This is a genomic window from Blastococcus sp. KM273129, assembly GCF_021698995.1.
Classification (GTDB): Bacteria; Actinomycetota; Actinomycetes; order Mycobacteriales; family Geodermatophilaceae; genus Blastococcus.
This window is the reverse complement of record NZ_SSXB01000026.1, coordinates 23,638-47,037: the sequence shown is the minus strand read 5'-3', so window position 1 is coordinate 47,037 and position 23,400 is coordinate 23,638. Positions and strand designations below refer to the sequence as shown.

21 protein-coding genes are annotated in these 23,400 nt (G+C 75.7%); 11 read left to right on the top strand and 10 right to left on the bottom strand.

Translation table 11 applies throughout. From position 1 onward, the window contains the following. Window positions 1-52: 52 nt before the first annotated feature. Window positions 53-583, top strand: a complete 531-nt coding sequence (locus E9565_RS09975) for an Rv3235 family protein (RefSeq protein ID WP_236834866.1) — start codon at window positions 53-55, stop codon at window positions 581-583. A 21-nt stretch (window positions 584-604) separates the two neighbouring features. On the opposite strand, the gene E9565_RS09970 is transcribed toward E9565_RS09975, so the two are convergent. Further along, window positions 605-1,240, bottom strand: coding sequence for a zf-HC2 domain-containing protein (locus E9565_RS09970; RefSeq protein WP_236834865.1), 636 nt, complete (start codon window positions 1,238-1,240; stop codon window positions 605-607). Then, window positions 1,237-1,767, bottom strand: a complete 531-nt coding sequence (locus tag E9565_RS09965) for a sigma-70 family RNA polymerase sigma factor (protein ID WP_236825835.1) — start codon at window positions 1,765-1,767, stop codon at window positions 1,237-1,239. Before E9565_RS09965 ends, E9565_RS09970 begins: the two co-directional genes overlap by 4 nt. 324 nt (window positions 1,768-2,091) lie before the next feature. Here E9565_RS09965 and E9565_RS09960 point away from each other — a divergent pair, with 324 nt between their 5' ends. The 9 genes from E9565_RS09960 to ribA all read left to right on the top strand — a co-directional run bounded on the left by E9565_RS09960 (window position 2,092) and on the right by ribA (window position 11,040). Then, window positions 2,092-2,868 carry a class I SAM-dependent methyltransferase gene (locus E9565_RS09960; RefSeq protein ID WP_236834863.1) on the top strand — a complete coding sequence of 259 codons (777 nt, stop codon included), beginning with the start codon at window positions 2,092-2,094 and terminating at the stop codon, window positions 2,866-2,868. Next, entirely contained in the window at window positions 2,865-3,764 is a 900-nt protein-coding gene (locus E9565_RS09955) for a class I SAM-dependent methyltransferase (protein ID WP_236834861.1), read from the top strand. Before E9565_RS09960 ends, E9565_RS09955 begins: the two co-directional genes overlap by 4 nt. Window positions 3,765-3,828: 64 nt before the next feature. Further along, window positions 3,829-6,171, top strand: a complete 2,343-nt coding sequence (locus tag E9565_RS09950; RefSeq protein ID WP_236834860.1) for a CDP-alcohol phosphatidyltransferase family protein — start codon at window positions 3,829-3,831, stop codon at window positions 6,169-6,171. Continuing rightward, the gene (locus tag E9565_RS09945; protein ID WP_236834858.1) at window positions 6,168-7,151 is read left to right on the top strand and encodes a zinc-binding alcohol dehydrogenase; all 984 of its coding nucleotides are present in this window, start codon (window positions 6,168-6,170) and stop codon (window positions 7,149-7,151) included. Before E9565_RS09950 ends, E9565_RS09945 begins: the two co-directional genes overlap by 4 nt. A gap of 4 nt (window positions 7,152-7,155) precedes the next feature. Continuing rightward, a complete protein-coding gene (locus E9565_RS09940) occupies window positions 7,156-7,554 on the top strand; it encodes a 6-carboxytetrahydropterin synthase (RefSeq protein ID WP_236825840.1) in 399 nt (132 codons plus the stop codon). A 26-nt stretch (window positions 7,555-7,580) separates the two neighbouring features. Beyond that, window positions 7,581-8,660 carry a glycosyltransferase family 4 protein gene (locus E9565_RS09935; RefSeq protein ID WP_236825841.1) on the top strand — a complete coding sequence of 360 codons (1,080 nt, stop codon included), beginning with the start codon at window positions 7,581-7,583 and terminating at the stop codon, window positions 8,658-8,660. Window positions 8,661-8,679: 19 nt separating this feature from the next. Beyond that, on the top strand, window positions 8,680-9,678 hold the full coding sequence (locus E9565_RS09930; protein WP_236825842.1) for a lysylphosphatidylglycerol synthase transmembrane domain-containing protein: 999 nt from the start codon (window positions 8,680-8,682) through the stop codon (window positions 9,676-9,678). Then, the gene (locus tag E9565_RS09925) at window positions 9,671-10,390 is read left to right on the top strand and encodes a RibD family protein (RefSeq protein WP_236834856.1); all 720 of its coding nucleotides are present in this window, start codon (window positions 9,671-9,673) and stop codon (window positions 10,388-10,390) included. The genes E9565_RS09930 and E9565_RS09925 overlap by 8 nt, the downstream gene beginning before the upstream one ends. Continuing rightward, complete coding sequence (gene ribA, locus E9565_RS09920; RefSeq protein ID WP_236825844.1) at window positions 10,387-11,040, top strand: GTP cyclohydrolase II; 654 nt, start codon at window positions 10,387-10,389, stop codon at window positions 11,038-11,040. The genes E9565_RS09925 and ribA overlap by 4 nt, the downstream gene beginning before the upstream one ends. Before the next feature lie 67 nt (window positions 11,041-11,107). Here ribA and secA read toward each other — a convergent pair whose 3' ends face one another. Continuing rightward, the gene (gene secA, locus E9565_RS09915; protein ID WP_236834855.1) at window positions 11,108-14,128 is read right to left on the bottom strand and encodes a preprotein translocase subunit SecA; all 3,021 of its coding nucleotides are present in this window, start codon (window positions 14,126-14,128) and stop codon (window positions 11,108-11,110) included. An 83-nt stretch (window positions 14,129-14,211) separates the two neighbouring features. On the opposite strand from secA, the gene E9565_RS09910 reads away from it, so the two are divergent. Next, window positions 14,212-14,604: a pyridoxamine 5'-phosphate oxidase family protein gene (locus tag E9565_RS09910; protein WP_236825846.1), complete on the top strand. Its 393-nt coding sequence runs from the start codon at window positions 14,212-14,214 to the stop codon at window positions 14,602-14,604. A 178-nt stretch (window positions 14,605-14,782) separates the two neighbouring features. On the opposite strand, the gene hpf is transcribed toward E9565_RS09910, so the two are convergent. The 7 genes from hpf to E9565_RS09875 all read right to left on the bottom strand — a co-directional run bounded on the left by hpf (window position 14,783) and on the right by E9565_RS09875 (window position 23,391). Then, the gene (hpf, locus tag E9565_RS09905; protein ID WP_236825847.1) at window positions 14,783-15,475 is read right to left on the bottom strand and encodes a ribosome hibernation-promoting factor, HPF/YfiA family; all 693 of its coding nucleotides are present in this window, start codon (window positions 15,473-15,475) and stop codon (window positions 14,783-14,785) included. A gap of 40 nt (window positions 15,476-15,515) precedes the next feature. Further along, entirely contained in the window at window positions 15,516-16,280 is a 765-nt protein-coding gene (locus E9565_RS09900) for a ComF family protein (protein ID WP_236834853.1), read from the bottom strand. An 88-nt stretch (window positions 16,281-16,368) separates the two neighbouring features. Then, the gene (locus E9565_RS09895) at window positions 16,369-18,096 is read right to left on the bottom strand and encodes an LpqB family beta-propeller domain-containing protein (protein ID WP_236825849.1); all 1,728 of its coding nucleotides are present in this window, start codon (window positions 18,094-18,096) and stop codon (window positions 16,369-16,371) included. Next, the gene (gene mtrB, locus E9565_RS09890; RefSeq protein WP_236834851.1) at window positions 18,093-19,820 is read right to left on the bottom strand and encodes an MtrAB system histidine kinase MtrB; all 1,728 of its coding nucleotides are present in this window, start codon (window positions 19,818-19,820) and stop codon (window positions 18,093-18,095) included. Before mtrB ends, E9565_RS09895 begins: the two co-directional genes overlap by 4 nt. A 70-nt stretch (window positions 19,821-19,890) precedes the next feature. Beyond that, on the bottom strand, window positions 19,891-20,607 hold the full coding sequence (gene mtrA, locus E9565_RS09885) for an MtrAB system response regulator MtrA (RefSeq protein WP_236825851.1): 717 nt from the start codon (window positions 20,605-20,607) through the stop codon (window positions 19,891-19,893). A gap of 228 nt (window positions 20,608-20,835) precedes the next feature. Then, complete coding sequence (gene ahcY, locus E9565_RS09880) at window positions 20,836-22,332, bottom strand: adenosylhomocysteinase (protein ID WP_236825852.1); 1,497 nt, start codon at window positions 22,330-22,332, stop codon at window positions 20,836-20,838. Between the two features lie 171 nt (window positions 22,333-22,503). Then, window positions 22,504-23,391, bottom strand: coding sequence for a DUF1524 domain-containing protein (locus tag E9565_RS09875; protein WP_236834849.1), 888 nt, complete (start codon window positions 23,389-23,391; stop codon window positions 22,504-22,506). Window positions 23,392-23,400 lie beyond the last annotated feature (9 nt).

The following is a 23,400-nucleotide window of genomic DNA, read 5'->3' as shown; positions in this document are numbered from 1 at the left end:
CCGGCCCTGCCGTGACCCGCCCGTCCCCCACCGCCGAACCCGGGAGTCATCGATGACCGCACCGTCCCGCACCACCCTCGCGCCCCTGCAGCTGACCGTCGTCCCCACCCCGCGGCCGCCGGGCGGGCTGCGGCCCGCGCTGCGCCTGGTGCACCCCGACCGGGCGCTCCCCCTGCCGCAGCTCCCCCCGGGGCCGCGGCCGGGGGCCGCCTCCCCTGCCCTCGCGCACGACGAGTTCGGGCCGGTGCTGACCGGCCGGGCCGGCCTGCCGCCCGCGGGCGCGGCGGCGCGGCGGCTGGTCACCACCGCGCTCGAGGCGTTCGCCGGCCGCCGCCCGCTGGCCCAGCTGCAGCCGCTGACCTCGACGGGCGTCTACGCCGCGCTCGCGGCCGGGCGCCGGCCGCGGTGGTGCGCCGGGGGCAGCGCGCCGGTGGTGGTCGGTCCGGTGCGCGTCTGCGAGCCGGTGGACGGCGTGGCGGAGATCAGCGCCGTCGCCCACCGCGGCGGGCGCGCGCACGCCGTCGCCGCGCGCCTGGAGGGCATGGACGGCCGGTGGCGCTGCACCGCTCTGCAGATCGGCTGACCGGCCGGCGGACCGCGCCGGTCAGCCGGGCAGGGTGACCAGCGTGCGCCCGTCGCCACCCACGAGCTCGAGCCGGGCCAGCTGCTCGGGTGCGAGCGCGATCGTGCCGGTCCAGGAGAGCTCGCCCTCCCGTCCGGTGGTCCAGCTCCGGGTGCGGTGCCGCTCGCCGTCCCGGCCCACCGCCACCAGCCAGCAGGTCGTCCCGCGCGGGAGGCCCTCCGTGGTCAGCGAGATGCTCGACCCGTTCCCCTCGGCGGCGACCGTCGCCCAGGCGTGCAGCTCGCCCGCGCTGCCCTGCATCGTCGCCGGCTCGGCCGGCCCGGAGGTCAGGACCACACCGGCGCCGATGCCCCCGCCGACCACCACCACCGCCGCGACCGCCCCGGCGAGGAGCCTGCGGTGGCGCAGGCGGGCCGGGCGCAGGGGCACCGCCGAGCGGCGCAACCGCTGGAAGGAGACCTCGCTCGGGACCGGGGCCTCCGCGTGCACGTCCCCGGGCCGGACCGCGGCCAGCAGCGGCGGCAGGCCGCCCAGCTCGCCGAGCGCCCCGCTGCACACGGGGCAGCCGCGCAGGTGGGCCGCCATGCCCATCCGCTCGTCCGGCTCCAGGGCGTCGAGGAGGTAGGCGCCGACGTCGACCTCCCGCGGGCAGCTCACGTCGTGACACCCCGCTCCTCGAGGACGAGCTTCAGCGCCCTGAGGGCGTAGAAGACCCGCGACTTCACCGTTCCGGGTGGCACGCCGAGGACGACGGCCGCCTCGGCGACGGTACGCCCGGCGTAGTAGGTGTGGAGCAGCACCTCGCGGTGGGCCGGGGTCAGCGCCGACAGCGCGTCGGCGACCAGCCAGCGGTCCAGGGCGGCGTCCACGCCGTCGTCCGCGGCCAGGTGCGGGAGGGCGGTGTCGTCGACCTCGGCGGGGCGGGCCAGGCGCGCCCGGTGGCGGTCGACGACCAGCCGACGGGCGACGGTGAACAGCCACGGGCGCAGCGGCCCGCGCGCCGGGTCCATCACCTCCGGGTGGCGCCAGGCCTGCAGCAGGGTCTCCTGCACCACGTCCTCCGCGGCACCGCGGTCACCGCCGTTGAGCCGGATGACGAAACCCAGCAGCGGGCCGGCGTGCTCGTCCCAGAGCCGGCGCAGCAGCGCCTCGTCGGCCGTCTCCGGCACCCTGGATCGGCTCACCCCGAGGAGCATCCGGCTCACCGCCGTCGCTGTCGATACTCCGGCTCGCGGCTGCCGGACCCGGCCGGGGCCCCGGAGCCCGGGGCCCCCGGGCAGGCCGGCGCCGCGGGTGCCCCGGGGCGTCGTCCGCATCGTCGTCACGTCCTCGTGAACGTGCGTCCGGGGCCCCCGGTTCAGCCTGCGCCCCGAGCGGGTGAACCGTCCCCGCCGCCGCCCCGTGCCCCCCGGTAGACCGGAGCGGAGGCCAGGTGCAGAGCAGACCACGGACCGCCCCACCGTGCCCGCCGCCGACCCGCGGCCGCGCACCCTCCTCCGACCCGCGGGGTGGGTGAGCGCCCCGTGCGGCCGGACGAGCCGGCTCCGTCCCGGACCGCGCTGTGGCGGGCCGGCGAGGTCGCGCACGCCCGCGGGGAGTTCGTGGGCCAGGAGAGCTTCATGCGGGCCGGCGAGATCCGTGCCCTGGCCCGCCGGGCAGGCATCGGCCCCGGCGTCTCGGTGCTCGACCTCTGCTGCGGGGTCGCCGGGCCGGGGCGGATGATCACCGCGGAGTCCGGGTGCCGCTACCTGGGCGTGGACAGCTCCGCGGGCGCCGTGGGGATCGCCCGCGGCCTGGCCGGCGGGTTGCCGTGCCGGTTCGAGCAGGCGCACGTCCCCCCGCTGCCCGACGACCGCTTCGACGTCGTCCTGCTCCTGGAGACGATGCTGGCCTTCCGCGACAAGGCGCCCCTCGTCGAGGCGGTCGCCGGCGTCCTGCCGGCGGGAGGCCGTTTCGCCTGCACCGTCGAGGAGGGCCCGCCGCTCACCCCGGTCGAGCGGGCCCGGATGCCGCAGGCCGACACCGTCTGGCCGATCGGCCTCGCCGAGCTGACCGGCCTGCTGCGGGCGGCCGGCCTGGCCGTCACCTGGCAGGAGGAGTGGACGGCGGCCCACGCCGAGACGGCGACGGCGCTGCTGCGGTCGTACGAGGCGGATGCGGCCGGGATCTCGGCGGCCCTCGACAGCGCCGCCCTGGCCGACCTGCTCCGCGCCCACCGGGCGTGGGCCGACTGGCTCGGGTCCGGGCGGGTGCGCAAGTTCGCGCTGGTGGCGGAGAAGCGGTGACCTACCCCTACACCCGCTACCTGGCGGCCAAGAAGACCGTGGACGACCGCGCCCTCAACTCCCGGGTGCTGGCCGACCTCCGGCGCCTGGTGCCGCCGGGCGCCTGCCGGGTCGTGGAGATCGGCGCCGGGCTCGGGACGATGGTGGCGCGGCTGCTCGAGCGGCAGGTGCTCAGCTCGGGCGAGTACGTCCTCCTGGACGTCGACCCACAGCTGCTGCGGGACTCCCGCGGCTGGCTCTGCGCCTGGGCGGCCGACCGGGGCGTCGGCACCGAGCTGCTGCCCGACGGGGTGCGGCTCGGCGAGCTGCGGGTGCGCCTGGTGGAGGCGGAGATCGGCGACCACCTGGCCTCCGGCGGCGGGGAGCCGGCCGACCTGCTGATCGCCAACGCCGTCCTCGACCTGGTCGACGTGCCCGCCGTCCTGCCCGGGCTCCTCCGGCTGGTGGTGCCGGGCGGCGCCTACTGGTTCACCGTGAACTTCGACGGCGAGACGGTCTTCCAGCCCGACCACCCGGCTGACGACGACGTCCTGACGGCGTACCACCGCACCATGGACCAGCGCGTCCGCTTCGGCCGCCCGGCCGGCGACAGCCGCACCGGCCGGCACCTCTTCCACCAGCTCCGGGACGCCGGCGCCCCGGCCTGCTCGGTGGGCGCCTCCGACTGGGTCGTGCACCCGGGCCCGGACGGCTCGTACCCGGGAGACGAGGCCTGGTTCCTCGAGGCCATCCTGCAGACGGTGGAGGAGGCCCTGACCGGCCCCACCGCACCTGCCGGCCTCGCGGACTGGCTGGCGACCCGCCGGGCCCAGCTCGCCGGGGGCGAGCTCGTCTACCTGGCGCACCAGCTCGACCTCGCCGGGCGGTCCCCCGCCCGGCCGGCCGTCCCCGGCTGAACCGGCGCGCGCCCGCATCCGTGGTCCCTCGCAGAGGCCGCCACGGATCCGGGACGGAGGTGCGATGCGCGTTGCCCGGCTCGAGACGGCCCTCGGCGCGCTCGGCACCGCTGCCCTGCTCGGGGTCCTGTCGCTGGCCGTCGGGCTCGACGCCGCGGGCTGGTCGGTCGGGCTGGTCTCCGGCTGGGCCGCGACCGCGCTGCTGGTCGTCGGCCGGGCCCGCCGCGGGGATCCCGTCCTCCCGCCGGACCGGGTGACGCTGGGGCGGGCGGTGCTGACCGCCGGGGTCGCCGCGCTCGTCGCGGGCTCCGCCGACCGGCCGCTGCCGGTCACCGCGGTCGTCGTCCTCTCCTCCGTCGCGCTTGTGCTCGACAACGTGGACGGCCGGGTCGCCCGCCGCACCGGCACCGCCACGCCGTTCGGGGCCCGGCTGGACGGCGAGGTCGACGCCTTCCTCATCCTCGTCCTGAGCATCGCGGTCGCCCGGGACCACGGCGCGTGGGTGCTGGCGATCGGCGCCGCCCGGTACGTCTTCCTGGGAGCGGGGTGGGTCCTCCCGTGGCTGGCCGCGCCGCTGCCGCCCCGGTACTGGGGCAAGGTCGTCGCCGCTGCTTCGGGCGTCGTCCTCACCGTCGCGGTCTCCGGCGTGCTGCCCCACCCGGTCGGCACGGTGGCGGTCGGGGTGGTGCTGCTGCTCCTGGCCGAGTCGTTCGGCCGCAGCGTCGTCTGGCTGTACCGCACCGGCGCCGGACCGCGCACCCGCCGGGCGCTGCGGTCCACCACCGCCGTCGTCGCGGCCGGGGTCGTGTGGGCGGTCCTCGTCGCACCCCCTCGACTGGACCAGCTCACCCCGGGCTCCTTCGCCCGCATCCCGCTGGAGGGGCTCGCCCTGGTGGCCCTCGGGCTCGTGCTGCCGCCGCGTCCCCGGCGGGTCGTGGCAACGGCCGCGGGCGTCGCCCTCGCCGTGCTCGCGGTCGTCAAGCTGCTCGACACCGGCTTCACCGCCCAGATCGGCCGGCCGTTCAACCCGGTGCTCGACCACGGCGCGTTCGTCCCGGCCGTCGAGGTGGTGCAGGACTCGGTCGGTGAGGCGGCGACCCTGGTCGTCCTCGGCCTGGCCGCGCTCGCCCTCGTCCTGGCGATCGCCCTCGTCGTCGCGTCGACGATCCGGCTCACCGGCGGCGCCGCCCGGCACCGGGGCCGATCGGCCCGGGGACTCGCGGCCCTCGGCCTGGTGTGGGCGGTCTGCGCCGCGCTGTCGCTGCAGCTCACCCCCGCCGGCCCCGTGGCCTCGACCAGCGCCGCCGGGCTGGCCCTCGCGCACGGGAGGGACGTCGGGCGGGCGCTCGCGGACCAGGAACGCTTCGACACGGAGGTCCGCTCCGCCGACCCGCGCACGGGTGCGGCGAGCGGGCCGGGGCTGCTCGCCGCGCTGCGCGGGAAGGACGTCGTCATCGCCTTCGTCGAGAGCTACGGCCGGGTCGCCGTCGAGGACCCGGTGGTCGCTCCCGGTGTCACGTCCGTGCTGCGCACCGGCACGACCCGGCTGGAGCGCGCCGGGTTCGAGGCGCGCAGCGCCTTCCTCGACTCGCCGACGTACGGCGGCTACAGCTGGCTCGCCCACGCGACCCTGCAGTCCGGGCTGTGGATCGACGGCCAGCCGCGCTACGACCGGCTCATGGCCAGCGACCGGCGCACGCTCAGCAGCGCCTTCGGCGCCGCCGGCTGGCGGACCGTCGGTGTCAACCCCGCCCACGACGGGCCGTGGCCCGAGGGCACGTCGTTCTACGGCTACGACCGCGTCTACGACCGGAACGGCCTGGGGTACCGGGGTCCGGCCTTCAGCTGGGCCCGGGTGCCCGACCAGTACACCCTGGCCGCCTTCGAGCGGCTCGAGCTGCGGCCGGGGCACGCCCCGGTGATGGCGCAGATCGACCTCGTCTCCTCCCACCAGCCGTGGACGCCCCTGCCCGCGATGGTGCCGTGGGACGAGCTCGGCGACGGCTCGGTCGTCTTCGAGGGCATGGTCGCGCAGGGCCTGTCGCCGGAGGAGGCCTGGCGCGATCCCGAGACCGTCCGCCGGCTCTACGCCCAGTCGATCCAGTACTCCCTCGAGGCGCTGATCTCCTGGGTGGCCCGCCTGGACGACCCCGACCTCGTCCTCGTCGTGGTCGGCGACCACCAGCCCCCGACGGCGATCAGCGCCCCCGACGCCGGCCGCGAGGTGCTCGTCTCCCTGGTGACCTCGGACCCGGCCGTGCTGGAGGGCATCTCCGCCTGGGACTGGCAGACCGGGCTGCTACCCGGCCCGACCGCGCCCGTGTGGCCCATGGACGCCTTCCGCGACCGCTTCCTGGATGCCTTCGGCGCGGCCCCGGGCGTCCGCGCCGAAGGGCCGGTGCGGTGAGCGCCCCGACGGCGCGGGCCTTCTGGCTGCGCGGGCCGGGCGCCGGGGAGATCCGGGCCGCCCGGCTGCGCGAGCCGGGACCGGACGAGGTCGTCGTCCGGGCGCTCCACTCCGGGATCAGCCGGGGCACGGAGACCCTCGTCTTCCGGGGGGAGGTGCCCGAGCACCAGCGCGAGGCCATGCGGGCGCCGTTCCAGGTCGGGGACTTCCCCGGGCCGCTGCAGTACGGGTACCTGAGCGTGGGCGTCGTGGAGCACGGCCCCGCCCCGCTTCTCGGGCGCACCGTCTTCTGCCTGCACCCGCACCAGACGGTCTACGTGGTCCCCGCCGACGCCGTCGTCCCGGTGCCCGACGGCGTCCCGCCCCGGCGGGCCGTGCTGGCCGGCACGGTCGAGACCGCGCTCAACGCCCTCTGGGACGCGCCACCGCTGCTCGGTGACCGGGTCACCGTCGTGGGCGCCGGCATGATCGGCTGCTGCGTCGCGCGGCTGCTGGCGCGATTCCCGGCCACCGACGTCGAACTGGTCGACGTCGACGACGCCCGCGCACCGGTGGCCGGACGGCTCGGGGTCCGCTTCGCCGCGCCGGCCGGCGCCTCGGGCGGGCGCGACCTCGTGGTGCACGCGAGCGCGACCGCCGCGGGGCTCCAGCTGTCGATCGACCTGCTCCGGGCCGAGGGCACCGTCCTGGAGCTGAGCTGGTACGGAGACCGGGAGGTGGCGCTGTCGCTCGGCGGCGCGTTCCACTCCCGGCGGCTGCAGCTGCGCGCCAGCCAGGTCGGGGTCGTGGCGGCGGTGCGACGCGGCCCGCGGACGACCCGGGACCGGCTCGCGCTGGCCCTCGACCTGCTGCGGGACGACGCCTTCGACGCGCTGCTCACCGGGCAGTCGCGGTTCGACGACCTGCCCGAGGTGATGGCGCAGCTCGCCGCCGGACGGCTGCCGGCCCTCTGCCACACGATCGCCTACGACGAGGAGTGAGCCCGTGTTCGGTGTGACGGTCCGCGACCACATGATGATCGCCCACAGCTTCACCGGCGAGGTGTTCGGACCGGCCCAGCGGCTGCACGGCGCCACGTACGTCGTCGACGCCACCCTGCGCCGGGCGGAGCTCGACGCCGACGGCGTGGTCGTGGACATCGGCGCGGCCGCCGGGCTGCTGCACGAGGTGCTCGGCGAGCTGACCTACCGGAACCTGGACGACGACCCCGCGCTGGCCGGCACGAACACCACGACCGAGGCGCTGGCCCGCGTGATCGCCGACCGGCTGGCGGACCGGATCCACCAGGGCGCGCTCGGGTCCGGCGGTCAGGCGCTGGCGGACCTGGCCGTCACCCTGCACGAGTCGCACGTCGCGTGGGCGACCTACGAACGGCCGCTGTGAGCGGACAGGGGCGTGCGCATCGCAGCGTGAACCGGGTCCACGTCGTCGTGCCGGCGGGCATCGACGACCCCGCCCGGGTCAGCGGCGGCAACCGCTACGACCGCGAGGTCTGCGACGACCTGCGCAGGGCCGGGTGGCAGGTCACCGAGATCGCCGCCGGGGGGTCGTGGCCGCGACCGGACCCGCCGGCGCTGGCCGCCCTGGCGCGCGCGCTGGACGCGCTGCCGGACGGCGCCCTGGTCCTCGCCGACGGGCTGGTCGCCTGCGCCGCCCGGACCGTGCTCGTACCCTGCTCCCGCCGCCTCCGGCTCGTGGTGCTGGTGCACATGGTCTTCGGCGGCGACGCCGTCGGGGCCGACGACGAGGCGGCGGTGCTCGCCGCCGCCCGGGCCGTGATCACCACCAGCCACTGGACGCGGCGCCGCCTGCTCGACCGCTACCACCTCGCCGCCGCCGGCCTGCACGTCGCCCGCCCCGGGACCGGACCGGCCCCCGTGAGCCCCCGGTCGGCCGGCGGCGGACGGCTGCTGTGCGTCGGGACGCTGGCGCCGGTCAAGGGCCAGGACCTGCTGCTCGCCGCCCTCGGGGACCTCGCCGGTCTCCCCTGGCGCTGCACGCTGGTCGGCTCCCGGGACCGGGACCCGCGCTTCGCCGCCGCGCTGGTGCGCCGGGCCGCGGCCACCGGGATCGGCGACCGCGTCCGGATGACCGGCGTCCGCACCGGGGAGGCGCTGCGCCGCGCGTACCAGGAGGCCGACCTGCTCGTCGTCCCCTCCCGGGCCGAGACCTACGGCATGGCGGTCACCGAGGCGCTGGCCGCCGGGCTGCCCGTGCTCGCGACCCGGGTCGGCGGCCTCCCGGAGTCGGTCGGGCGCACGGCCGCGGGGCCACCCGGTCTCCTCGTACCCCCGGCGCACCCGGCGGCCCTCGGCGCCGCCCTCGCCCGCTGGCTCACCGACCGCGCGCTCCGCGACCGCCTCCGGGACGCCGCCCTGCTCCGGCGCGAGACCCTGGAGCGCTGGCCGGCCACGGGGACGCGCGTCCGCGAGGTGCTGGCCGCGGTGGGCGCTGAACCGGATGCGCCGGCGATCCGTGTCGACCGGTGAGACGGACGGAGGCCGAGGGGTGAGCGGACGCGCGTGGGCGAGGGCACGCGTCCTCGGCGGCGTCCTGGTCCTCGCCGTCCTGGTCTGGCGGCTGGGGGCGGACCCGTTCCTGGACGGCATCCGCGGGCTGGGTCCGGGGGCGCTGCTCGCGGCGGCCGCCATCGGCGCCGGCACGACGGTCTGCTCGGCCTGGCGCTGGCGCGCCGTGGCCGCGGCGCTCGGGGTCGGGCTGCCGATGCGCGCGGCGGTCGCCGCCTACTACCGGGGGCAGCTGCTCAACAGCCTGCTCCCCGGCGGCGTGGTCGGGGACGTCTACCGCGGCGTGCGGCACGGGGCCGACGTCGGCGACCTGGGCCGCGCGCTGCGCGCCGTGGTCTGGGAACGGGTCGCGGGCCAGGTCGTCCAGGTGGCGATGGCGCTGGCGGTGCTGACGACGTTCCCCTCGCCGCTGCGGGGGCCGGCCCTCGCGGTAGCCGGCGTCGGCGCCGTGGCCGCGGGGGTCCTGCTGGCCACCGGGCGGGGTCTGGCGCTGCGCGGCCCGGTACGCCTGGCCCGCTTGGCCCGCGCGGTGCGGGTCGAGGCCCGGACGGCGCTGCTGCAGCCCTCCACGTGGCCGCCGGTGCTCGTCGCGTCCGTCCTCGCGGTGCTCGGCTACCTCGGCACCTTCCTGCTCGCCGCCCACGCCGCCGGCGTGCACGGCCCTCCCCCGCAGCTGCTCCCGCTGGCGCTCGTCGTCCTGCTGGCCGCGGCCATCCCGGTCAACGTCGGTGGCTGGGGACCACGGGAGGGCGTGGCCGCGTGGGTCTTCGCGACCGCCGGCTGGGGCGCCGCCGCCGGCGCGAGCGTGGCCACCGCCTTCGGCGTGCTGGTCCTGGTGTCGGTGCTGCCCGGCGTCCTCGTCCTCGTCGCCGACCGGAGGCACCCGCCACGGCCGCGCACCGCCCCCACCACGGTGCGCCGGCCGGGGGACGACCACGTGCAGGACGAGGCTCGAGAGGACGGTGCACTGCATGGCTGACCGGCCCTACACCCTGCTCAGCTGCGGCATGTCGATCGACGGGTACCTGGACGGCACGGACGCCGCCAGGCTGCTCCTGTCCAACGACGCCGACTTCGACCGGGTCGACGCGGAGCGAGCCCGCTGCGACGCGATCCTGGTCGGCGCCGCCACGGTCCGGAACGACAACCCCCGGCTCCTGGTCCGGTCGGCCGCCCGGCGGGCCGAGCGGGTGGGGCGCGGGCTGCCCGCGTCCCCGGCCAAGGTGACGCTCACCCGCCGGGGAGAGCTCCCACCCTCGGCCGCCTTCTTCACCACGGGGGACGCGGAGAAGATCGTCTACTGCCCCACCGGGGCAGCCGGCGACGTCCGGCAGCGGCTCGGCGGGTTCGCGACCGTCGTCGACACGGGCCCGGCGGCGGACGTCGACCCGGCGGCCGTGCTGGAGGACCTCTCCGCCCGCGGCGTCGACCGGGTGATGGTCGAGGGCGGCGGCACGGTGCTCACCCAGTTCCTCACCGCGGACCTGGCCGACGAGCTGCACCTCGTGGTGGCGCCCCTGTTCGTCGGCGACTCCCGCGCGCCGCGGCTGGTCGGTGACGGCTGCTTCCCGTGGCGCGACCACCACCGGGCGGCCCTGGCCGGGGTCGCGCAGATCGGCGACGTGGCGCTGCTCCGTTACGCCCTCTCCGACCGCTTCTGCGCCGAGCACGTCACGGGAGAGGACCGATGACGGCGCCGCTGCCCGCGGCGCAGCTGCGCACCCGGGTGCGCGTCCCCCTCCGCTTCCCCGACGGCTACGCCACCACGGCCGTGGTGAGCAGCTTCCACGGCCTCGTCGACGGTCGCGAGCACCTGGCCCTCGCGCTCGGCGAGCCGGCCGCCGTCCCGCTGGTCCGGCTGCACAGCGAGTGCCTGACCGGCGACGTCTTCGGCAGCCAGCGCTGCGACTGCGGGCCCCAGCTGCGCGAGGCGGTGGAGAGGATCACGGTGGCCGGCGGTCACCTGCTGTACCTCCGCCAGGAGGGGCGGGGCATCGGCCTCTACGACAAGCTCGACGCCTACGCGCTGCAGGACACCGGTCTGGACACGTACGAGGCGAACATCGCGCTCGGTCACCAACCCGACGAGCGGGACTACACGGCCGCCGCCCAGATGCTGCACGCCCTGGGCGTGCCCGCGCTGTCCCTGCTGAGCAACAACCCGGACAAGGCGGCCCAGCTGACCCGGCTCGGGCTCACCGTGGCGGAGCAGGTCCCGACCGGTGTGCACGTGTCCCCCGCGAACGTCACCTACCTGTCCGCCAAGGCCCGGCGCGGCCACGACGGCCTGCACCGGGCGGCGCTCCTCGCCGACGGAACGTCCGAGGTACCGGCCGGCTGACCGGTGCACGACGACGCCCCGCCGACCGGTCGGTCAGCGGGGCGTCGTCGGCGGGGCGGGAGCCCGCTCAGCTGCCGGCTGCTCCGTGGCACTGCTTGTACTTCCGGCCCGAGCCGCAGGGGCACGGTGCGTTCCGCGGGGTCTCCTTGGTGCCGGTGACCGTCGCCGTCTTGGCCGCCTTGGCGCGACCGCTCTCCGCCGGGGAGGCGTCGAGGCTGGGCGCGGAGTAGGTGAGGTTCTCCGGCGCGCGCCGCGGCTCGTCGAGCCCCTTGACGGTGAGCTCGGGCGCGGCCCTCTCCGCCACCGGCTCCGCGGGCGTCGCGGGAGCGGGCGCCGCGGGAGCGGGGGCCTCGGCCGCCGGCGCCTCGGGAGCGGGCGCCGCGGGGGCGGTTGCCGTCCCGGTCACGGGCGCCGCCGGCGCCTCGGGGACGGGGGCGGACCGGCGGGCCGTGGCGGCCGCCGCCGTCCCGGCCGCCGCCCGCGCCGCGGCGGCCTGGCGGGCGAGCACCTTGGCCGTCCCCTCCTGCGCGGCGGCCAGGGCCTTGGCCTCGGCCTCGGCCTGCTTGGCCTTCGCCTCGGCGTCCTGCTCGTCCTTGGTCTTCACCTCGAGGTTGAACAGGAACCCGACGGACTCCTCCTTGATGCCGTCGAGCATCGCCACGAACATGTCGTAGCCCTCGCGCTGGTACTCCACGACGGGGTCGCGGTTGGCCATGGCGCGCAGGTGGATGCCGGCCCGCAGGTAGTCCATCTCGTAGAGGTGCTCGCGCCACTTGCGGTCGAGCACGCTGAGCAGCACCCGCCGCTCCAGCTCGCGCATGACCTCCGACCCGAGGGCCGCCTCCCGCTCCTCGTAGGCGCGGTGGACGTCGTCGAGCATCGCGGTCTTGAGGTCGTCGGCGGAGAGGTCGGGCTGCTCGCCGCCGGCCTTCTCCTCGATCAGCTCGTCGACGGTGAAGCCGACGGGGTACAGCGCCTTGAGGCCGGTCCACAGCTGGTCGAGGTCCCAGTCCTCCGCGTACCCGGTCTCGGTGGCGCCGTCCACGTAGGCGGAGACCACGTCGTCGACCATCGAGCGCACCTGCTCGTGCAGGTCGGCGCCCTCGAGCACCTTGCGCCGCTCGTCGTAGATGACGGTGCGCTGGCGGTTGAGCACCTCGTCGTACTTGAGGACGTTCTTCCGGACCTCGAAGTTCTGCTGCTCCACCTGGGTCTGCGCCGAGAGGATCGCCCGGCTGACCATCTTGGACTCGATCGGCTGGTCGTCGGGCACCCGCAGGGTGTTCATCATCGACTCGAGCATCGGGCCGTTGAACCGGCGCATGAGGTCGTCGCCCAGGGAGAGGTAGAACCGCGACTCCCCCGGGTCGCCCTGGCGGCCCGACCGCCCGCGCAGCTGGTTGTCGATGCGCCGGCTCTCGTGCCGCTCCGTGCCGAGGACGTACAGGCCCCCGGCCTCGGTGACCTCCTCGTGCTCGGCCTTGACCTGCGCCCTGGCGGCGTCGAGCGCCTCGTCCCAGGCCGCCTCGTACTCCTCCGGGGTCTCCGCCGGGGAGAGCCCGCGGGCACGCAGCGCCTCGTCCGCGATGAACTCGGCGTTGCCGCCGAGCTGGATGTCGGTGCCGCGGCCGGCCATGTTGGTGGCCACGGTGACCGCCCCGGGGCGGCCGGCCTGGGCGACGATCGCCGCCTCGCGCGCGTGGTTCTTGGCGTTCAGGACCTCGTGCGGGATGCCGCGCCGGAGCAGGAACTTCGAGAGGACCTCGGACTTCTCGACGCTCGCGGTGCCGACCAGCACCGGCTGCCCGGCCTCGTGCCGCTCCGCGATGTCGTCGACGACGGCCTCGAACTTGGCCTTCTCCGTCTTGTAGATGACGTCGGAGCGGTCCTGCCGGACCATCGGCCGGTTCGTCGGGATGGGGACGACGCCCAGCTTGTAGGTCTGGTGCAGCTCGGCGGCCTCGGTCTGCGCCGTGCCGGTCATCCCCGACAGCTTCTCGTAGAGGCGGAAGTAGTTCTGGAGGGTGATCGTGGCGAGCGTCTGGTTCTCGTCCTTGATCTTCACCTTCTCCTTGGCCTCGATGGCCTGGTGCATGCCCTCGTTGTAGCGGCGGCCGGCCAGCACGCGCCCGGTGAACTCGTCGACGATGAGCACCTCGCCGTTGCTGACGATGTACTGCTGGTCCTTCTTGAACAGCTCCTTGGCCTTCAGCGCGTTGTTCAGGTAGCTGATCAGCGGGGTGTTGGCCGCCTCGTAGAGGTTGTCGATGCCGAGCTGGTCCTCGACGAACTCGACGCCCTCCTCGGTGACGGCGACGGTGCGCTTGTCCTCCTCCACCTCGTAGTGGACGTCGCGCTTCATCATCGGGACCAGGCGGGCGAACTCGCCGTACCACTTGGCGCTGGTCTCCGCGGGGCCGCTGATGATCAGCGGGGTGCGGGCCTCGTCGATGAGGATGGAGTCGACCTCGTCGACGATCGCGAAGTGGTGCCCGCGCTGCACCAGGTCGGCCTTGCTCCAGGCCATGTTGTCGCGCAGGTAGTCGAAGCCGAACTCGTTGTTCGTGCCGTAGGTGATGTCGCAGGCGTACAGCTCGCGACGCTGGGCGGGCGTCTGGCCCGACAGGATGCTGCCGACCGACAGCCCCAGGAAGCGGTGCACCCGCCCCATCCACTCGGCGTCGCGCTTGGCCAGGTAGTCGTTGACCGTGACGACGTGCACGCCCTTGCCGGTCAGCGCGTTGAGGTAGGCGGGGAGGACGCCGGTGAGCGTCTTGCCCTCACCGGTGCGCATCTCGGCGATGTTGCCCAGGTGCAGCGCGGCGCCGCCCATGAGCTGCACGCGGAAGTGCCGCTGCCCCAGGGTGCGGGTCGCCGCCTCGCGGACGACCGCGAAGGCCTCGGGCAGCAGCGCGTCGAGGGACTCGCCGTCGGCGTGGCGCTCCTTGAACTCGTCGGTCTTCGCCCGCAGCTCCGCGTCGGTGAGGTCGGTGTAGTCGTCGGCGAGCGACTCCACCGCGTCGGCGATTCTGCCGAGGCGTCGGACGAGCTTGCCCTCACCGGCACGGAGGATCTTCGAGAACAGCACGACCCCAGCGTAGGCGGCCCGGCCACGGCTGCGGACGTGGCGACCGCCCGGGGCACCACGCGTCGCATCCGTACGCTGCAGCGATGGCTCGCGATCCGTCCGACCCGGGCGCCGGACTGCTGGAGTTCCTCACCGAGCGGCACCTCGCGACGCTGACCACGCTGCGTCCCGACGGCACGCCGCACGTCGTGCCGGTCGGCGTCACCTACGACGCGGCGACGGCCACCGCCCGGGTGATCACCTCGGGCACCTCCGCCAAGGCCCGGCACGTCCGGGCGGGGCAGGCGCGGGTCGCCGTCTGCCAGGTCGACGGGCGGCGCTGGGCCACGCTGGAGGGGGCGGCGGTCGTGCGCGACGACGCCGCATCGGTGGCCGACGCCGTCGAGCGGTACGCGCGGCGGTACCGCCGGCCCCGGGAGAACCCGGCCCGGGTGGTCATCGAGATCTCGGTGGACCGCATCCTCGGCAACGCCTGAGGGAACACCCCGTCCCTCTCCCCGCTCGCAGGCTCGCAGGACCCGGAGGTGCGGGCCTGCCCGGACCAGCGCGACGGCAGCCGCACCGACGCGGTGCTGTTCGGGCGGCTCGCCCGCGACCGAGCGCGGCTCACCGGGGGTGGAGCGGGGCACGACCGGCGGCCGTGCCCCGCTCCGGTCAGGCGTTCGCCGGTTGCGCGACCGCGGCCGGCGCGGACGCCGGGGCGCCGCCGTCCTGCGACACGGGCGCGAGGCGGATGAGGCCGTAGTCGTAGGCGTGCCGGCGGTAGACGACCGTCGGCTGGCCGGTGTCGGCGCACTGGAACAGGAAGAAGTCGTGGCCGACCAGCTCCATCTCGTGGAGCGCCTGGTCGACGGTCATCGGCGTCGCCGGGTGGTGCTTCTCCCGGACGATCTGCCCGGGCAGGTGCTCGTCGAGGTCGGTGACGTGCGGTCCCGAGGCCAGCTCGCGGTCGAGCTCGAGCTGCTGCTCGATGGTCATCTCGGGGTGGCCGGTGTCCGGTGCGGCACCGGTCAGGCGCACGCTGTCGGGGGTCCGGCGGCCGTGGTGCACCCGGCGGCGGTCCGCCGCCCGGCGCAGCCGGTTGTCCAGCTTCCCGCTGGCCAGGTCGAGCGCCGCGTAGAAGTCCGGGCCCGCGGCCTCGGCGCGGACCACCGGACCCTTGCCGCGCAGCGTGATCTCCACGCGCTGGCAGCTGGCCGACTGGCGGGGGTTCTTCTCGTGGAACAGCTCGACGTCGATGCGGGACAGCTTGGCGTCGAAGCGCTCCAGCTGCCCGACCTTGTCCTCGACGTGTTGGCGGTAGTGCTCGGGGACTTCGACGTTGCGACCACGGACCACGATCTCCATGAGACCTCCCGGTTGGGGACGGGCTTCGGTCGCTTCGACGCTAGTCCCTCCCACGGGACCGCGACAGTCGATCGAGGTCGCCGGGCCGGCCCGTCCCGGGTGGCCCCGCCGGCGCCCGCGGGGTGGCCGCGACGACCGCCGCGACCACCGGGCCGGCCGCTCCGGGGGCGGCTCCCAGCACCCGCGCCGCCTCGGTCAGCGTGGCCCCGGTGGTGACCACGTCGTCCACCAGCACGACCAGGGCACCGGCGGGTCCCCCCGGGCCGGCGACCTCGAACGTGCCGGCCAGGTTGGCCCGTCGCTCGGCGGCGGACAGCCCGGAGGAGTCCCTGACGCGGCCCCGGCGGCGCAGCACCCGCCTCTCGCCGGCCACCACCCCGGCCGCCCGCAGCTCGGCCACGGCCTGCCGGGTCAGCTCGCGCACGTGGTCCCGGCCCCGGGACCGGAGGGCGGCGCGGGACGCGGGGACGGGCACGAGCAGCAGCGGCGGCTGCCCGTCCACGCCCAGCCGGACGGCGGCGACGGCGAGGGCCAGCGCGGTGCCCAGCGGCGCGGCGAGCTCCGCCCGCCCCTGCTCCTTGAAGGCGTTGACCACGGGGCGGACCGGCCCGGCGTAGGCAGCGGCGGCGACCGTCGGGGGGAAGCCCGCCGGGAACCGCCGGGGCGAGGCCAGGTGCGGCGTCGACAGCAGCCGGGCGCAGCGGGGGCACAGCACCACCCCCGGCGCCCCGCACCCGGCGCAGCAGCGGGGCAGCACGAGATCGGCCAGCGCCGCCCCCACCCTGCCGATCGTCGCGCTGAGCACCACGGCACCCTATGGCCCCGTCCGGAGGCTCGGGCCGAGCGTGAGGGGCCTGAGGAGACGGGTCCTCCGCCTGTGGACGGCGCCCGGCTCAGGACGGGTAGAAGGGCGCCGTCCCGGGCAGCGGCTCGGCGCCGCGGACGAGGGTCACCCACCGGCCGCCGGAGAGCTGCCAGATCGTGGCACCGGCGCTCACCAGCGCCTGCCGCGACGGGGCGACCGCGAGCGCGGTCGGCTGGCTGGGCAGTCCGGAGGTGGAGACCGGGGACAGCCCCCACCCGTCGACGCCGACCGTGTACGGGACGATGCGCTCCTCCCCCGCGTCCCCCGCGAGCACCATGAGGCTGCCGCTGTCGCGCCAGCCGACGTCGATGACCCCGGTCAGGGTGGGCGCCACGTCCCGGAGGTCGCGCAGCACCACCGCGCCGTCGTCCGCGGACCGGACCACGGTGCCGACGTGCACCCGGCGGCCCTGGGCCCCCTCGACCACGACGGCGGCGCGCACGCCGTCGGGCGAGAGCTGCAGCACGTCGGCGCGGCCGAGCCCGGGGAGGGTGGGGGCGGTGACCGGCTGCGGCGGCCCACCGGCGGGCACCCGGACGAGCTCCGTGCCGTCCCGCACCACCCACGCCTCGGTGCGCGTGGCGGCGACGGTGGGGGCGCTGATCGAGCCCCCGCTGAGCACCTGGGCCAGCTCGCCGCCGTAGGGGCCGGCGAGCAGGGTCGCCCCCGCCTCGTCGGTGCGGACGCCGGTGAGGAAGGACAACTGGCCGCCGGCCGCCGCGACGGCGGCGCTCTCCAGCCCGTAGCGCCCCTCCCCGGCCGGGCCGGGGACCGGGTCGCCGCGCGGGACCGTCTCCACGGCCCCGGCGTCGATGTAGTGGCCGACCCCGTCCACCGGGACCGCATCCGGGTCGAAGGAGGCCCAGTCCTCGATCGTCTGCTGCTGCGGGACGCCGTCGGGGGTGATCGGCTCCCCGTCGAGCAGGACGACGACGTTGACGATCCGCGGGCGGACCAGCTGCTGCAGGCTCCACACCAGCTGCGCGGAGACCTCGGCGAGCAGCGGGGCGGGCTCCGCCGGCAGGCCGGTGAGCTCCACCGTCGCGGTCTGCCCCTCGACGGTGACCGACGAGGTCAGCTCCACACCGCTCAGCGGGTTGACGACGCCGGCGGCCAGCGCCGCCGACGGCCCGGTGATCAGGCGCTCCACCAGCACGGTGGGCTGGGACTCGCCGCGGATGAGGTAGCGCGGGTCGGGGACCACGCGGGAGTAGGTCGGGTCGAGGAAGTAGGCGTCCACCGGGTCGTAGAGCCGCCGGAAGTCGGGCTCGAGCATGATCAGGCCGTCGGGCGGGTTGGTGATCCGCCACTCGCCGTCGACCTGCTCCAGGGTGAAGTCGCGGCTGAAGACCCCCCGGTCGGCCACGGTGAACACGCCGCGGGGGTCGACGGTGCCGATCAGGTTGGCGGTCACGGTGACCGCGCCCTCGTCCGTCGTCACCACCGCGTAGTCGGTGCCGATGACGCTGATCCCGCTGTCGTCCGCCCACGTCTCGGCCGGCCCCGGCGCGAGGTACTGCCGGGCCACCGGGTGGCGCCGGACGGTGCTCGCGGCGGCGTCGATGAACTGGCGCACGATCTCCTCGGCGCTGGCGCCCGCCACCGGGGCGACCGGCTCGATGCCGACGGCCTCGGGCACCCGGGCCGGCGCCTGGGTGATCAGCACCGTGGCCGAGTCGGTGGGCACGGTGGAGCAGGAGACCAGGGTCAGCACCGCGGTGAGCAGCGCCAGCACCACGGGCGCGCGCCGGGTCACCGCAGCGCCCCCGGGCGACGCAGCTTCACCGGCCGCAGCGGCAGCGGCGAGCTGGTCAGGTCGGTGCCGGCCACCAGCGGCAGGGTGAGCCGGAACTGGGCGCCCGCGCCGGGCTGGCCCCACACCTGCAGCCAGCCGCCGTGCAGGCGGGCGTCCTCCAGGCTGATCGACAGGCCCAGCCCGCTGCCGCCGACGGTGCGCACCCGCGAGGGGTCGGCCCGCCAGAACCGGTCGAACACGTGCTGGGCCTCCCCGGGGCTCAGCCCCACGCCGTGGTCGCGCACGGTCACCGCGGCCGCCGACCGGTTGGCCGCCAGGGTGATCTCCACGGGGTGCCCGGCGCCGTGCTCGATCGCATTGCCGACCAGGTTGCGCAGGATCCGCTCGACCCGGCGGACGTCGACCTCGGCCAGGACGCTCTCCTCCGGCCGGGTGACCACCAGCTCGCAGGCGTGCCGCTGGGCGAGCGCGCTCATCCCGTCGACGACCCGCCCCACCAGCGCCCCCATGTCGGCCGGGGCCGAGTCCAGCACGGCGGCGCCGGCGTCGTACCGGCTGATCTCCAGCAGGTCGGTGAGCAGCGCCTCGAACCGGTCGAGCTCGGCACGCAGCAGCTCGGCGGAGCGGGCGACGTGCGCCGGGAAGTCCTCCCGGGCCTCGTGCAGCACCTCCGCGGCCATCTGCACGGTGGTCAGCGGGGTGCGCAGCTCGTGCGACACGTCGGAGGTGAAGCGCTGCTGGAGCTGGGACAGCCCCTCCAGCTGGGTGATCTGCCGCTGCAGGCTGTCGGCCATCGCGTTGAAGCTGGTGGCCAGCCGCGCCAGGTCGTCCTCGCCGCGCACCGCCATCCGCTCCTCGAGCTGCCCCTCGGCGAGCCGCTGCGCGGTACCGGCCGCCTGGCGCACCGGGTCGACCACCAGCCGGGTGACCAGGACGCCGATGCCCACCACGAGCAGGGTGAGCGCGACGCCGCTGATGAGCACCGTGGTGCGGATCAGGCCGAGGCTCTCCTGCTCCTGCTGCAGCGGGAACACGTAGTAGAGCTCGATCCGGTCGGGCCCCTGCGCGTCCCCGGTCACCGGGGCGCCCACCACGAGGCTGGGCCGGGGATCCCCCGCGTCACCGGGGACCATGTCGTACTTCGACGCCTGGTTGCCGGCGTCCACCGCGGCCCGCAGCTCCTGGGGCAGCGCGGCGGTGAGCGGCCGCTGGTTGGTGGCGGGGATCTCCGTGCCGCCGGAGGGGCGGTAGACCATCACGACGTCGAAGTCCCCGGCCGCGCCACCGCGGTCGAGCAGCTGGTTCACCGTGCGGGCGAGGGTGGCGCGGACGCTGGCGGCGTCCCCGGTCGCGATGCCGGCCACCTCGCTCTGCGCGTAGACCACGCCGGCCTGCACCTGGTCGATCGCGGCCTGCCGCTTGACGTCGAGCAGCTGGTCCTTGATCTGGCTGAACAGCACCAGGCTCACGATCACGACCACGGTGCCGGCGAGCAGCATGGCGATGGCGCCGATGCGCACCTGCAGCGACGAGCGCCAGGCCTGCGCCGTCCGGGCACCGAGCTCGCGCAGGGCCCGCCTGGTGCGGCGGCGCGCCCGCCCGGCCCGGCGGCGCAGCCCGCGTCCCAGCCGGACGAACTCGTCCCGGGTGCCCGGCCGGCCACCGCCCCCCGGGGTGGGCTGGTCGGCCCCCGTGCCCGTCGCGGGGGTCCGGGTGGCGGTCACCGCTCCAGTGTCACCCGGCCGGCGACGGATGCGGGTAGGCCGCGCACGGTGAGGCTCGCCTCGCCTCCGCTCACGGGGGCCCGGCCTTGTAGCCGACGCCGCGCACGGTCAGCACGACCTCGGGCTTCTCGGGGTCCTTCTCGACCTTGGCCCGCAGGCGCTGCACGTGCACGTTGACCAGGCGGGTGTCGGCGGCGTGCCGGTAGCCCCACACCTGCTCGAGCAGCAGCTCCCGGGTGAACACCTGGCGCGGCTTGCGGGCCAGGGCCACCAGCAGGTCGAACTCCAGCGGCGTCAGCGCGATGGGGACGCCGTCCCGGCTGACCTGGTGGGCCGGGACGTCGATCTGCACGTCACCGATGCTGAGGTTCTCCGCCTGCCCGGTCTCCCCCCGGCGCAGCTGCGCCCGCACGCGCGCGACCAGCTCGACCGGCTTGAACGGCTTGGTGACGTAGTCGTCGGCGCCGGCCTCGAGCCCCTGGACGACGTCGATGGTGTCGCCCTTCGCGGTGAGCATGACGATGGGCACCGTGGACTGGGTGCGGATGTCCTGGCAGATCTGCAGCCCGTTGCGCCCGGGCAGCATCAGGTCCAGCAGCACCAGGTCGGGCCGGGTCTGCTGGAAGACGCCGACCGCGCGGTTGCCGTCGGAGACGAAGGCGGGTTCGTACCCCTCGCGCCGCAGCACGATGCCGAGCATCTCGGCGAGGGCGGCGTCGTCGTCGACGACGAGGACACGGCCGCGGCTGGGCCCGTTCTGGGGAGCGGAAGGTGGCACGGCGACCATTCTGCGCTGTTCAGGGCGTCGAGGGGTCCCGCCCCACCCGCGCGGGTGGCTGCCGGGACGCGTGTGACGCCCCGGACCGCCCGCGGGCATAGGAGGCGTTACCTGCGCCTCAGGCCCCCGAGACGCAGGTAGAGCTTCCTGTGCCCCTGCTGGTGACGTGCTGGAACGGCCCCGCTGCAGGGCCCCACGGCGCGCGAAGCGTGCCGTGGGGGGCAGCGGGGTCCTTTCTCAGTAGCGGTAGTGGTCGCTCTTGTAGGGGCCCTCGACCGGGACGCCGATGTAGTCGGCCTGCACCTTGGTGAGCTCGGTCAGCTTCACGCCGAGCGCATCGAGGTGCAGCCGGGCCACGTGCTCGTCGAGCTTCTTCGGCAGCACGGTGACGCCGGGGGTCTGCCCCTCGTAGGCGGCGCGGTTGTTCCACAGCTCGATCTGCGCGAGCACCTGGTTGGAGAACGAGGCGCTCATGACGAAGCTGGGGTGCCCGGTGGCGTTGCCCAGGTTCAGCAGCCGGCCCTCGGAGAGCAGGATGATCGTGTGGCCGTCGGCGAACCGCCACTCGTCCACCTGCGGCTTGATCGTCGTGCGCTCGATGCCGGGGGTGCGCGCCAGGCCGGCGACGTCGATCTCGTTGTCGAAGTGCCCGATGTTGCCGATGATCGCCTGGTGCTTGGTCCGGCCGAGCTGCTCGGCGGTGATGATGTCCTTGTTGCCGGTGGCCGTGATGATGATGTCGGCCTTGCCGATGACCTCGTCGAGCGTGGTCACCTCGTAGCCGTGCATCGCCGCCTGCAGGGCGTTGATCGGGTCGATCTCGGTGACGATGACCCGGGCGCCCTGGCCGCGCAGCGACTCCGCGCAGCCCTTGCCGACGTCGCCGTAGCCGCAGACCACGGCCACCTTCCCGCCGATCATCACGTCGGTGGCGCGGTTGATGCCGTCGATGAGCGAGTGCCGGCAGCCGTAGAGGTTGTCGAACTTGCTCTTGGTGACCGAGTCGTTGACGTTGATCGCCGGGAAGAGCAGCCGGCCGTCGCGGGCCAGCTCGTACAGGCGCATGACGCCGGTGGTGGTCTCCTCGGTGACGCCCGTGATCCCCTGGCCGATGCGGGTCCAGTACCCGGCGTCGGAGGCCAGGCTGCCGCGGAGGACGTCGAGGATGACGCCGTACTCCTCGGAGTCGGCGTCGGTGGTGTCGGGGACGACGCCGTCGGCCTCGAAGCGGGTGCCCAGGTGCACCAGCAGGGTGGCGTCGCCGCCGTCGTCGAGCAGCATGTTCGGGCCGACGACCTCGCCGCTCTCGTCGCGGAACTCGAACAGGCGCTGGGTGCACCACCAGTACTCCTCGAGCGTCTCGCCCTTCCAGGCGAAGACCGGCACGCCGGCCGGCTGCTCGGGGGTGCCCTCGCCGACGACGATCGCGGCGGCGGCGTGGTCCTGGGTGGAGAAGATGTTGCAGCTGACCCAGCGCACGTCGGCGCCCAGCGCGGTCAGCGTCTCGATGAGGACGGCGGTCTGCACCGTCATGTGCAGCGAACCGGCGATGCGGGCGCCGGCCAGCGGCTGGGCGTCGCCGTACTCGGCGCGCAGCGCCATGAGGCCGGGCATCTCGTGCTCGGCGAGCCGGATCTCCTTGCGGCCGAAGCCGTGCAGGGAGAGGTCGGCGACCTTGAAGTCGGCCTCGCCGGTCGGGGTGGTCAGCGTGCGGGTGCCGGTGCTGGCGGTCATGGAGGCTCCAGGTGGTGCCCGGCAGCTGGCCGGGCGATGCAGTCGGATGCAGGGTCGCTTCGATCCCCGTGACCGGGGAGAGCGAGCATGCCGAGGCTTCGGCGGGGCTCGTGCCGTTCCCCAGGATAGGCGGCCGCCGCCACCCCGTCGCCCGACGACCACCCGGGCGGGTCAGCCCTCGCAGCCGACGCCGTCGCCGTCGCCGTCGAACCGCTCCGAGAAGCCCGGCTCGCCCCGGTGGATCGGTGCCGCCCCGGCCGCGCGGACCGCGGCGCAGTCCGCGTAGGCCGGCGCCGGCGCGGCCGCCGCGTCCGGGACGGGCCCGGCGTCGGGCGGTGCGGCGCCCGCCGGCAGGGGCTCCTCGGGGCAACCGGCGAGCACCCCGGCCATGGCGTCCCGCTCGGCCTGCGTCACCCACAGCCCGTAGCCGGCCTTCACCGCGACCTGCCGCGCCACGTAGGCGCACCGGTAGCCGGTCGCCGGCGGCAGCCACGTCGCCGCGTCGCCGTCGCCCTTCTGCATGTTGAGCGAACCGTCGACGGCCAGCAGGTTGAGCGGGTCGTTGGCGAACCGGACGCGGCGCTCCTCGTCCCAGCCCTGCGCGCCCTTCTGCCAGGCGTCCGACAGCGCGACGACGTGGTCGACCTGCACGTCGTCGCTGGTGTCCTGGCCGCGCAGGAACTCGATCGTGCCGCCCGAGTACGGGTCGGCGAGGGTACCGGTGGCGACGACGCACTCCCGGGTGCCCGGGACGAACGTCTCCCCCGTCAGGTCGCGGGCGAGGACGTCGTTGCGGGTGTCGCAACCGTTCCGGTCGGTGTCGACCCACCCGTGGCCGAACTCGTCGCGGTCGTAGCCCGTCTTCGGGGCGCGGCCCTTGACCTCGAGCCCGTCCAGCGCCGCCCGGGCGGAGCCCGCGGCCGGCGCGGGGGCGTCGGCCGTCGCCCCGGCGCCGTCGCCGGCCCCGGCGGCGGCGAGCGGCTCGCAGCCCGTCAGCAGGCCGAGCGCGAGCGCCATCCCGGCGAGCCGGCGGGCGCGGGACCCGGGTCGGACGTGCACGGAACTCCC